Source organism: Tessaracoccus terricola (assembly GCF_054776555.1).
Genome location: NZ_BAAHBS010000001.1, coordinates 546284 through 558194 on the forward strand (window position 1 = coordinate 546284; position 11911 = coordinate 558194).

General features: G+C 69.0%; 9 protein-coding genes. 5 read left to right on the forward strand and 4 right to left on the reverse strand.

Translation table 11 applies throughout. The features are described from left to right. Nucleotides 1-18 precede the first annotated feature (18 nt). From ACYU7G_RS02405 to map, 3 genes are all read right to left on the reverse strand, one after another. Nucleotides 19-1026: an NAD-dependent epimerase/dehydratase family protein gene (locus tag ACYU7G_RS02405; RefSeq protein WP_461104385.1), complete on the reverse strand. Its 1008-nt coding sequence runs from the start codon at nt 1024-1026 to the stop codon at nt 19-21. 39 nt (nt 1027-1065) lie between these two features. Further along, on the reverse strand, nt 1066-2859 hold the full coding sequence (locus ACYU7G_RS02410) for an alpha-amylase family glycosyl hydrolase (protein WP_461104387.1): 1794 nt from the start codon (nt 2857-2859) through the stop codon (nt 1066-1068). A gap of 145 nt (nt 2860-3004) precedes the next feature. Beyond that, nucleotides 3005-3781: a type I methionyl aminopeptidase gene (map, locus tag ACYU7G_RS02415; protein ID WP_461104389.1), complete on the reverse strand. Its 777-nt coding sequence runs from the start codon at nt 3779-3781 to the stop codon at nt 3005-3007. A 105-nt stretch (nt 3782-3886) separates the two neighbouring features. On the opposite strand from map, the gene ACYU7G_RS02420 reads away from it, so the two are divergent. Then, nucleotides 3887-4522, forward strand: a complete 636-nt coding sequence (locus ACYU7G_RS02420; RefSeq protein WP_461104391.1) for a DUF3060 domain-containing protein — start codon at nt 3887-3889, stop codon at nt 4520-4522. Between the two features lie 18 nt (nt 4523-4540). Beyond that, nucleotides 4541-5317: a YwaF family protein gene (locus tag ACYU7G_RS02425; RefSeq protein ID WP_461104393.1), complete on the forward strand. Its 777-nt coding sequence runs from the start codon at nt 4541-4543 to the stop codon at nt 5315-5317. 134 nt (nt 5318-5451) lie between these two features. Here ACYU7G_RS02425 and ACYU7G_RS02430 read toward each other — a convergent pair whose 3' ends face one another. Then, on the reverse strand, nt 5452-6978 hold the full coding sequence (locus ACYU7G_RS02430) for a glycoside hydrolase family 3 protein (protein ID WP_461104395.1): 1527 nt from the start codon (nt 6976-6978) through the stop codon (nt 5452-5454). A 141-nt stretch (nt 6979-7119) separates the two neighbouring features. Here ACYU7G_RS02430 and ACYU7G_RS02435 point away from each other — a divergent pair, with 141 nt between their 5' ends. The 3 genes from ACYU7G_RS02435 to ACYU7G_RS02445 are packed head-to-tail and all read left to right on the forward strand — an operon-like array spanning nt 7120 to nt 11894. Further along, nucleotides 7120-8148 carry a glucuronyl esterase domain-containing protein gene (locus ACYU7G_RS02435; protein WP_461104397.1) on the forward strand — a complete coding sequence of 343 codons (1029 nt, stop codon included), beginning with the start codon at nt 7120-7122 and terminating at the stop codon, nt 8146-8148. Then, nucleotides 8145-9455: a Gfo/Idh/MocA family protein gene (locus tag ACYU7G_RS02440; protein ID WP_461104399.1), complete on the forward strand. Its 1311-nt coding sequence runs from the start codon at nt 8145-8147 to the stop codon at nt 9453-9455. Before ACYU7G_RS02435 ends, ACYU7G_RS02440 begins: the two co-directional genes overlap by 4 nt. A gap of 48 nt (nt 9456-9503) precedes the next feature. Next, a complete protein-coding gene (locus ACYU7G_RS02445; RefSeq protein WP_461104401.1) occupies nt 9504-11894 on the forward strand; it encodes a hypothetical protein in 2391 nt (796 codons plus the stop codon). Nucleotides 11895-11911 lie beyond the last annotated feature (17 nt).

The following is an 11911-nucleotide window of genomic DNA, read 5'->3' on the forward strand; positions in this document are numbered from 1 at the left end:
TCCGGGTGCAGGGCCTTGTCAGATCGATCTCGCATGCGCGACGAGCCGGTCGAAGCCGGCGTCGAGATCTGCCTCGAGGCGCTGGGCCTCCGGGTTGGCGTCGAACCAGGCGATCTGCTCGTGGACCGCCTCGTCGTAGGTGGTGCGCGGGTCGAACTCGGGCACCAGGGCACGCAGCTTGGAGCAGTCGAAGACCATCGAGTGGGACTTGTCGCCGAGCAGTCCCGGGCCGATGTCGGGCAGCGCCCGGGCGATCGTCTCCGACGCGACGTGCACCAGCTCCGGGTCCTCGACCCCCGCGGCATGCGCCAGCCAGGTGTAGATCTGGTCCCAGGTGGGGGCATGCTCACCCATGATCTGGAACGCATCCCCCACGGCGAGCGGGTTGCCCAGGAGGCCGACGAGGCCGACGGCGAAGTCGTCGGTGTGCGTCACCGTCCACAGCGACGTCCCGTCGCCGGGCACCACCACGGGCCGTCCCGCCCGCAGCCGCGCCACGTCGGTCCAGCCACCCATGGTGAGCAGCGTCGTGTGGTCGTAGGTGTGGGAGGGGCGCACGATCGTCGCCGGGAACGCGTCCTCGCGGTACGCCCGCACCAGGATGTCCTCGCAGGCGATCTTGTCGCGTGAGTACTGCCAGAACGGGTTGCGCAGCGGCGTCGACTCCGTCACCGGCAGCCGCGCCGGCGGCTTCTGGTAGGCCGACGCCGACGAGATGAACACGTACTGGCCCGTCCGGCCGCGGAACCGATCCAGGTCCCGCTCCACCAGGTCCGGCGTGAAGCCGAGGAACTGTGCAACGACGTCGAACTCGCGCCCGGCCAGTGCTGTGTCGACGGCTTCGTCGTCGGTGATGTCAGCCGTGAGTGATTCCGCCTCGTCCGGCAGCGGGTGCCTGGTGGAGCGGCCCCGGTTCAGGACGCTCACCCGGTGCCCCAGCCGAACGGCGCGCTCGACGGAGGCGTGCGAGATGGTGCCGCTGCCGCCGATGAACAGGATGTCGAGGGGATTGCGCGTTTGTGCCATGCCCCAGCCTGTCACAGGCCGCGGCGCTGGGCGCTGTGGTCAGGCGTCCTGGCTGTAAATGAGCACCGAGTAGGGGCCGATGTCGATGTTCGCGTGGGCCGGGAGGTGGTCGTCGTCCTCGTGGAAGGCGGTGACGTCGAAGCTGTCGAAGTCCCCGAACAGCGGGCTGTAGGCCTTGGCGTCGCTGTTGAACCGGAGCTTCCACAGCCCCTCGGCGGGCATGCCCATGCGGTAGCCCTCGAAGCTGCGGTTGGACAGGTTCACCACCACGACGACGTCGTCGCCCGGGCCGCCGTCGAACCAGCGGTGGAAGCCCATCACGTTGTCGTCGTCGTTGACGTGGAACACGTTCAGGCCGCGCCCGGTGAGGCCGCGGGTGGTGCCGTGGCGGTTGAGACGCAGGTCGATCAGGTTCTGGTACAGCAGCTCGATGCCCTCGAAGCGGGCGTTGCGCTCCCAGTCCAGGGGGTCGTCGTCGGCGAACCAGCCGCCCTCCAGCACCTCCTGGCCCTGGAAGATCATCGGGATGCCGGGGCTGGTCATCACCAGCGCGCCGCCGATGGTGGAGCGCTTCTTGGCGTGGTAGCCCTCCGCGTCCACCTCGTCGATCTCGTACGGGACGCGGGCGGAGCCGTTGGCCACCTCGTCGTGGGACTCGGTGTAGACGACGCGACGGATTGGGTCGCCGTCGTAGCTGTGCTCGATTGCGGCACGGACGGCGGCCAGGGAGCGGTGCTCGTCGCGCATCGTGGTGAGGGCCTCGCGGACGGGGTGGACGAACTCGGCGTCCCACTGGGCGTGGAAGCCGGCGCCCCATTCCTCCAGTCCGACGACGCGGTCGTGGCCGTGGAGGTCCTCGGCGATGGTGATGCGGCCGGGGAACTCGCTGCGGACCGATTCGGTGATCCAGCGCATCAGGCTCCAGCCGTCGGTCAGCTCGAACCCGGAGCCGTCCACCGAGCGCATGTAGGGGGTCATGTCCAGGCGCAGGCCGTCGACGTGGTAGTCGCGCAGCCACATCAGGGCGTTGTCGCGGATGAACCGGCGCACGGGCTCCCGGCCGTAGTCGGGGCGGGTGTCGCCCCAGGGGGTGGCGGAGCGGTGGTCGTTGTAGAAGTAGATGCCGCCCTTGTCGTTCTCGCTCCAGCCGTCGAACTGCCACAGGTCCAGGTCCGAGGGGCCGAAGTGGTTGTAGACGACGTCGAGGATCACTGCGAGCCCGCGCCGATGGGCCTGCTTGACGAGGTCCTTGAAGCCGTCGGGGCCACCGTAGGCGGACTCGACGGCGAAGATGTGGGCCGGGTTGTAGCCCCAGGACAGGTCCCCTGCGAACTCGGCGATGGGCATCACCTGGATGGCGTTGACGCCCAGCTCGACCAGGTGGTCCAGGTTCGAGGCGACGTCGTCGAAGCCGCCCACCTGCTCCTGCGAGTCGTCGCGGAAGAAGGTGCCCACGTGCATCTCGTAGATGACCAGCTCGTGGTGGGGCGGGCAGTCGGCGGAGTCGTCCTCCCAGTCGTAGTCGGAGTGGTCGTGGATGAGGCCGTGGCCGACGGAGTTGGTGACGGCCATGGCATACGGGTCGATCCGGTCCGCGGTGAACTCGCCGTTGGTGATGCGGAACTTGTATCCCTGGCCGGGGCGGGCGCCGTCGACGAAGCCGTACCAGTAGCCGTCGCCCTCCTGTTCGAGGGGATGGGTCGCAGCGTCCCAGTCGTTGAACTCACCGATCACGGCGACGGAGTCCGCGTTGGGGGCCCACACGCGGAACCCGGTGCCGCCGTCGGCGACGATCGCGCCCATACCCGCCAGTGTTTCGTCAGTCTCGGACATGCTGATCCCTTCGACGTTTTCGGCAGTCTTGCCCACCGCCGCGGTCAGCCGCAAGGGCTTCCCGGCGGGTTCGCCACCGCTTGGTCAGTTCGCCACCGCTACAGCGGAAGCAAGGTGACGAAGCGGTGGCGAAGTTCCCGGCCGGTCAGGAATCGCTGGGCAGGGTGAGGATCTCGGCTCCCCGGGCGGTGATGGCGACGGTGTGCTCGCTGTGGGCGGTGCGGCAGCCGGTGGCGCTGCGGAGGGTCCAGCCGTCGTCGTCCACCACCAGTTCGTCCGTGTCCTGCATCACCCATGGCTCGATGGCCAGCATCAGGCCGGGGCGGATCCGGTAGCCGCGGCCGGGTTGGCCGGCGTTGGGGATGTGCGGGTCCTGGTGCATCGTCGTGCCGATCCCGTGGCCGCCGAACTCGGTGTTGACCTTGTAGCCGGCGCCCTGCAGGACGTTGCCGATGGCGTGGCCGAGGTCCCCGGTCTTGGCCAACGGACGGGCGACGGCGATGGCGGCGGCCAGCGCGCGCTCCGTGGCATCGATCAGCGCGACGTCGTCGGCCGAGCGCGGCTGCCCGACGATGAAGCTGATGGCCGCGTCGGCCGCCACGCCGTCCTTGATGACGGCGAGGTCCAGGGTGAGGAGGTCGCCGTCGCGGAGGGCGTAGTCGTGTGGGAGGCCGTGCAGGACGGCGTCGTTGACGCCGGTGCAGATGTAGTGGCCGAAGGGTCCGCGGCCGAACGATGGTGCGTAGTCCACGTAGCACGACTCGGCGCCCGCGGCCTCGATCATCTCCTTGGTCCAGGCGTCGATCTCCAGCAGGTTGGTGCCGACGGTGCTGCGCTGCTTCATCGCCTGCAGGATGTCGGCCACCAGGGCGCCGGTGACGCGGGCGCGCTTGACCTGCGCAGGTGTCAGGATCTCGATCATGAAGTGCCTTCCTCGCAGCGTCGAATGTTACCCCCGCGAACGCGGGAAGGGGCTGCTTCGGGCGGGCCGTCGGGCCAGCACGTATCGTTTCGGTCAGGAGGGTCGATGATCAACGCACACCGTGGGTGGCTGACGGCTGCGGCTGCCGCAGGGCTGCTGCTGCTGGGCGCCTGCACGGACAACGGCCCGGCCGACCCGTTCCCCAACAGCGGCACACCCGTTGCCGTGACGCCGTCGGTGACGCCGGCCGTCACCGTCGACCCCGACGAACCCCCCATTTCGCCGCGCGAGTCGACCCCCGAGGGTCAGGGTGGCGACGGCGAACCCTCCGCCAGCCCGCCACCGGTCGACCCGCCCGTGCAGCAGGTCACCATCTCCGCCGACGAGGAGTACCGGATCACCGCCGTCGAACCTGTCAGCGTACTCTGCGAGGGCCCGGGCGACCTGAAGGTGGACGCCGCTGCCGTCGTCACCGTCACGGGTGAGTGCGACGACGTGGAGGTCAACGCCGGCGGCGCCACCGTGACCCTGGAGGCCGCGGACGACCTCAAGATCGACGGCGACGGCAACACCGTTGCGGCGGGATCCCTGAACAGCGTCGACATCGAGGGCGACGCCAACGTGGTGGAGGCAGACCAGATCAGCTCCGAGATCGACATCAGCGGTAACCAGAACACCGTCACCTTCAGTGCGGGCCACCCGGAGGTCGACGACGAGGGCACCGGCAACACCGTCAACTGACCCACCCGAGGAGTGCCGATGGAGGAGTTGTTCGCCGCAACCTGGTCCGGCGACCCCTTCAGGCTGTTCAGCTGGCAGCACCTGACGATGCTGGCGGTGGTGTTCGGCATGGCCGTCGGATCGGTGGTCTGGGGGCGACGGCTGGGTGAGGCTGCCCGGCGGCGGGTGCGGATCGGAGCGGCTGTGGTGATGGGCATCAACATCATCGGCTGGCAGGTGTGGAACGTCGCCGTGGGGCTGTGGACGGTGGAGCTGATGTTGCCGCTGCACCTGTGCTCAGTGATGGGCGTGGTGACGGTGTTCGCGGTCCTGACGCGCTCGGTGACACTGGTGAACCTGTCCTGGTTGCTGGGTGTGGGCGGCGCGTTGCAGGCGCTGTTGACGCCCGAGGTGGCGCCGTTCGGGTTCCCACACTACAGGGTGTGGCAGTCGGCGATCGCGCACGGCCTGCTGGTGGTGGTGCCGACGTGGCTGGTGTTCGTCGAGCAGATCCGGCCCACCTTCATGTGGGTGCTGCGCTGCCTGGGGATCCTGCACGTCTACGCCTTGGTGGTGTTCGTCATCAACTGGGCCGTTGGCAGCAACTACCTCTACATCAACGGCAAGCCCGAGTTCGCGACGGTGCTGGACCTCCTCCCACCGTGGCCCACCTACCTGCTGGTGCTGGAGGTGCTCGTGGTCTGCATCATGCTGCTCGCCTGGCTGGGCGGCCGCCGCTGGGGCCAGGACGAGGCAGACCCCGCGTGGGCGGCGGAGCCATCCCGCCGGTTGAGCGAGGGCGGCCACCCCGCTTGAGAAGGGGCGGCCGTCCCGCTTGAGCGAGGGGGTCATCCCGCTGGTTGAGCCGGGCCGGCGAGCTCTGCGAGCAGCCCGTGTCGAAGCCAGTCGTAACCGAGAGACCCGGCCATCGAATTCCGCCGGCCGTGAGATCAGGTGCTCACCAGTGCAGGCAGGGCCAAGTTCAGCGCAGCCGTCGACCCGAGACCGAAGACGTCGATGGCCGGGATTGCCACCGTCGGGAGGGCCGTCGGGGCGTGTTCCAGACGCGGCCCCGCGATCAGCGCCGCCGCGGGGGTTGGGGAGGCGGCGGCCGCAGCGAACCAGTCCTTCTCCGAGTCAGTGGGTCCGGTCTGGCCGTAGCTGACGGCCAACACTGCATCCACGTCACCCAGGTCGTCGGTGGTTATCCGTCGGGTGGTGCACCCGGTGATCCGCTCAATCGTCTCCATGAGCGTCAGTGGTGGTGCGTCCGTCCCCCGCGGCGAGTCCACCAGGACGCCCAGGGTGCCGTCGTGAGCGACCCGCAGGGGCAGCATCCGGGAGGGATCGTCGACGACGAGGAGTTCCGCCAGGCGGGGATCGGTGAATGCGGCGGTGGTCTCCGAAGGTGCGGGCGCCTCGGGCAGGCTGACACGGTTGTTCGCCGCCACCACGCGGCTGAAGGCGACGAACAGCGCTTCCTCGTCCACCAGCCCGGCTTCGAGCCTGTTCTCGAGCTCGTCGAGGAGGGCCGGGACCTCATCCGGCCAGCAGCGGACGTTCATGAGGTCGCACCCGGCGTGGAGGGAAGCGATGTAGGCGTCTGCGTAGGAGTGGTCGGCCGCCACGGCAGCCATCCGTAGGGAGTCGGTCACCAACAACCCGTCGAACGCCAACTCGTTCCGGATCAGGTCAGTGCACACCGCCCGGGAGAAGGTGGCGATCTCGTGGATCCCGAGCTGCGGCAGTGTCAGGTGAGCCGTCATGATGGTGGCGACGCCGGCCTCCACCACCGCGCGGAACGGTGCCAGGTGGACCTCTTCGTGGGCATGCGCAGTGCGCTGGACAACGGGCAGGCCCAGATGTGAGTCAACTTCCGCGTCCCCGTGCCCCGGGAAGTGTTTGGCCGTGGCAAGGATGCCGGCGGACTGCATGCCGCGGACGTAGGCGGCCCCGTGGGCCGCGACGACGGCTGGGTCGTCCCCGAAGGCGCGCACACCGATGACGGGATCCTTGGTGGTGGTGCGCACGTCCACCACGGGCTGGAACGCCCACGAGTACCCGGCCGCCGCGAACTCCGAGCCGACGACGCGCCCCACGTCCTCGCTGAGCGCCGGCTCCGCCAGTCCCAGCGCGGCCGGGTAGGGCACATCGGTGCCCCCTCGGCGAGTGGTGTAGGACAGGCCGCATTCGGCGTTGGCTCCGATCAGGGCGGACAGCCCGTGCGCCTCGATGCCGAGGCCCCGCAGCGAGTTGTTGAAGGCCTTCGCGACGGTCGGCCCGACGGCCACGTCCTGCTCCAACATCGGAGGGCCGTGGAAGGCGCCCACCCCGGCCAGCACGGCTGCCCGGGTGTCGTCGGTCAGCTCACCGGCCGGGGTGATCGCCGAACGCAGCAACAGCAGTCTGGCAAGGCGTTCCCTTCGGCTCAGGGCGTTCCAGAGCGCGTTGGGATCGATCGGGGTGGGGGCAGTCATGGTGTCCTCTCTGACGTCCGACTGTCTCCAGAGTAGGTTCCTGACCGATTTCTCGCAACCGGTTGCAAGATTGGCTTCCGTCACTTAGCGTTGGCCGAAGTTCGACGCAGAACCCCCAGATCCGACGCAAGGAAGCGCACCGTGGACAACCAAGGACGATCGGCCCTCGTAGCCGATTTCTCTCGCGCCGTCTTCGGCGAGGGCCCGGCCGTGCCCGCCGAGGTCTCGGTGCTCGCGCACCGCACCGCCACGGGATGGAAGGAGATGGGAACTGCCCACAACCTGGTCCTCGAGACGAGCAGCGACCTCGGTTCCCACCGGGCCCTGCTCACTGCCATCCACCCGGCCGGCAACCCTCGGGTCCCGATGTTCGTCGGGATGAACTTCCGCGGGAACCACACGATCTCCACCGACCCTGCCGTCGAACTCCCCGGCCCGGAGCAGGAACCGATCCACTACGACGCCCACACCCCGGACCCACAGCCGCGCGGCTCGTACGGGTCCCGCTGGGCCGTGGAACTGTTGCTGCGGCGCGGGTTCGGGCTGGCCACGGCCTGCTACCTGCAATTGGGTCCCGACAGCGCGGAACTGCACGGCACCGGCCTCTTCCCGCTGCTCCAGCCCGACCCCTCCCGGTGGGGTGGCATCGGGATGTGGGCCTGGTACCTGCAGCGCATCCGCGAGGTCCTGGCAGCGGAGGGCCTCGGTGGCCACCACATCCTCTTCGGGCACTCGCGCCTCGGAAAGACGGCGCTCTGGGCGGCGGCGCAGGACGAGGCCTTCGACGGCGTGGTCTCCAACAACTCCGGCTGCATGGGCGCCTCGCTGTCCACGACCCCCGGGGCGGAGACCCCGCAACTGATGGCCACCGTGCGGCCGTACTGGTTCAACCGCAACTTCGCAGACACCGTCGGCGCCGGCGCCCAGCCGCTCCACCCGCAGACCCGCCTCATGGCCGCGATCGCCCCGCGGCCCGTCTACGTCGCCAGCGCCGAGGACGACCACGCCGCGGACCCACTGGGGGAGGAGGCCGCCGTCGAACAGGTGCGGGCGGCGGAGCCGTCAGCGGTGCTCGGCTACCACCGTCGTCCCGGTGGTCACGACGTCACCACCGAGGACTGGCGGCACTTCGTCGAGTTCTTCGCCAGCAAGTCAGGAGCCAACGCATGACAGCCCAGCCCGTGAACGTGATCCTCGTGGGGGCCGGCCACCGCACCATGATCTACGGCAGCTACGCCAACGAGGCGCCCGAGCGCATGCGCGTGGTGGGGGTGGTGGACCCGGACCCGATCCGCCGGGGCCAGGCGGCCGAGGAGTTCCAGCTCACCCGTGACCAGCAGTGGGCAGCCATCGCCGAACTGCCGGAGGCGGGGGAGTGGGCCTCGGCCGCCATCAACGGCACCATGGACCGCGTCCACGTGGCCACCGCCGTGGAGCTGCTCGACAAGGGGTTCGACGTCCTCCTCGAGAAGCCCATCAGCACCGACGCCGAGGACCTGTTCGTCCTCGCCGAGGCCGCCCGACGCACCGAGCGGCTCGTCCACGTGTGCCATGTGTTGCGCCACGCGCCGTTCTACCGAAAAGTCCGCGAAGTCCTCCTGGGTGGGGCGGTGGGCCGCGTGATCAACATCCAGATGGCCGAGAACGTCGCCTATGACCACATGGCGGTCTCCTACGTGCGCGGCTCCTTCTCCAACTCCTCGCGCTCCGGATCCACGATGCTGCTGGCCAAGTCCTGCCACGACCTGGACCTCATGACCTGGCTGGTCAGCGGTAACCAGCCGGTGCGCGCCACCAGCGTCGGCAGCCGGATGTTCTTCCGGGAGGAGAACGCTCCGGAGGGCTCCGGCGAACGCTGCCTCGTGGACTGCCAGATCGAGTCCCGCTGCGCCTACTCCGCCAAGCGCCACTACGTCGACAACGGCTGGTGGCCCTTCTACGCCTGGCAGAGCATCGAGGAACTCGGCCCCGAACCCACCCGCGAGCAGAAGCTCGAATCCCTGCGCGGGGACAACCCGTACGGACGATGCGTGTGGCGCACGGACACAGATCTGGTGGACCACCAGGTGGTCACCGTGGAGTTCGCCGACGGCGCCACCGGCTCCCTCTCGATGATCGGCAACTCCGCAGCACCGAGCCGCACCCTGCACATCGTCGGCACCGAGGGGGAACTCTTCGGGGAGCTCCACAGCGGCGAGTTCACCGTCCGCCGCATCCCGAGCAGCGGATCCGAGCGCAGCCTCGTGGAACACCACCGCAAAACCGTCGACGGCGACGACATGCACGGGGGCGGAGACCTCAGACTCGTAGCCGACTTCGTCGACGTCCTCACCGGGGGTGCCCCCAGCATCTCCACCACGTCCCTGTCCGACTCGATCAACGGCCACCTGATCGGCTTCGCGGCCGAGCGGGCACGAATCCAAGGGCGGTGGGTGCCTCTCGACGAGATGGCCCCCGCCAGCTCCCCGACCCCCTGACCGCCACGAGAACCAGACCACAAAGACCACATCTGCAAGGGAGCATTGATGTTTCGCTGGAAGAAGGTAGTCCCCGCCCTCGCCGCCGCCGCGGCCCTAACCCTCACCCTGTTGCCGCAACAGGCAGGCGCCGAACAGTCACCGGGCACACCGGAGGTCCCCTTCGGCGGCACCCCCAACCACGCCACGATGCTCGCCGACTTCGCGGCGCCGGTGTGGCAGGACGAGATGCCCGACGGTGTGAAGCACGTCGACATCGAGGCCACCCTCGACGCCCTCGAGGAGGCCAACGCCAACAGCTACGCCTACATCATCTCCGGCCTGCCCCACTACGGTGACGGCCAGACCGGACCCGACGTGATCACCGGTGCGCAGTGGGCCGACTTCCCGGCCTTCGCAGCGGCTGCCGCGGAGCGGGACATCGACGTCTACATCTACATCATGCCGCCGTCCATCGGGTACCTCAGCAACAAGGTCCCGCGCCCCGAGCAGGTCCCCGGCCTGCGCCCGTTCGGCTGGGACTACGTCAAGTGGGCCGAGGAACTCGCCAAGCTGGCCGTCACCCACCCCAACATCGGCGGCCTGTTCATCGACGACTTCGACTCCAACACCGAGATCGAGAACAGCCCCTACAGCTTCGCCTTCACCCCGGAATACGTCCGCGAGATGTCGGCCGCCGCGCGGGTGCACGACCCGGACTTCAAGATCTACGGCGTGGTCTACTACCAGGGCCTCCAGACGGCCGCCGCCTTCCGGGACGCCCTCGACGGCGTCGTCTTCCCGTACCGCGCGCACACCGGTGACCCCGGCACGGCCGACCCCTCGAAGGCGCGCAGCGAGGGTGAGATCTACGCCGACATCAGCTCCTGCGTCTCCAACGAGACGTGCTTGGAGTTCGCCGCGGCCACGCCGTCGCAGCTCGACGATGCCGCAACCGCCAGCCGGCAGGTGAGCGTGGACGCGAGCGCCTCGCACCAGCTCCAGATGCAGGTCAACAACGACAACTACCTCGCCACCTGCCCCGACGGCGCCTGCTTCGAGTTCTCGCTCGAGGGCTACATCCCCACCGCCAACGGCGATCACGTGGCCATCACCCAGCAGGTCGAGATCACAGACGACGGCCCCCACGAGCTCTCGCTGTGGGTGGACGACTCCTTCCGCCGAGTCCAGGCCGGCTACCACATGCTCGAGGTCCTCGTGGACGGCGAGCTGGTCATCCAGCGCGACATGAGCGGTGCCGACGACGCCGGCCACCTGAGCGCTGACGTCACCGAGCAGGTCGGCGACGCCGACTCCGTCGAGCTCACCGTCCGCTTCCACAACCCGAAGGGCGTCGGAAACTTCGGCGGCCAGTTCTGGGTGGACGACGTGACCATCACGGGCGCAGACGTCACCGACGGCTCGTTCGACGACCGCCACTCCGAGGCCTGGACCTGGTCCCGCGTGGGCGAGCACCACAAGGGTGCCTACACCTCCGGGGAGTACGAACTCGACGTGCTCGTCGACGGCGACGTCGCGGCCACGTTCCCTGTCAGTGGCTACGAGGGTTGGCACGGCGTGGAGGCTGACCTCAGCGACGCACTCTCGGAAGTGACCACCGCGGAGGTGGGAGTGCGCCTGCGTGCCAGCGCCGATGACGTCGAACGGGCCCGGCACGTCTGGGTGGATGATCTGACCATCTCGGGGACCAGCGCCGACGCGGCAAGCTTCGACGAGCCGTCGACCTGGACCACCGTCGACGGAGCAGGGATCGCCGCCAGCCAGACACGCAGCCACGAGGCCATCTGGATGCTCTACGCCTCGCGGCTCTCGGCCGACGTCCCGGGCCACCAGCCCACGCCCGAGTACATCCGCTCGGTGCAGACCGACGGGCTGGACTTCATGCGAGAGGGCAGCTTCGACGGCTCTCTGATCTACGTGCTGAACCTCAGCTCGCCGCTGGACTCGCCCGAGGGCATCGAACGCGCCATCATCGGCGAACTCTACGGTGACTACGCCGCCACCGACCTCGCGAACTGCGACGTCACCATCACCGGCGGGCAGTACCGCGTCGTCGCCGACGAAGGCCGCACCTGCCTGGTGGACGCCACCGTCGGGGGCACCATCAAGGTGGAGCCGGGAGCAGAACTCCTCGTCGTCGACTCCAGCATCGGCGGGTCGCTGCAGGCCCTCGGCAACCTCGCCTTCTGCGGGTCCAGCCTCAACGGCTCCCTCGCCACGAACGGGGCCGACGAGGTGCGCATCGGTGCCACGCCGTCGCTGTGTGCGGGCAACTCGCTCAGCGGGGGCACGGTTCTCACCGGTACGGCGGAGGTCCTCACCGTCTCCGACACCACCGTCAACGGCGCCCTCGCCTGTTCCGGCAACGTCAACCCCTCCAACCGGGGCCTACCCATCACAGTCCACGGCTCGGCCACCAACGAGTGCGCCGACCTCTGAGCCAGCAAAGTTCGAAG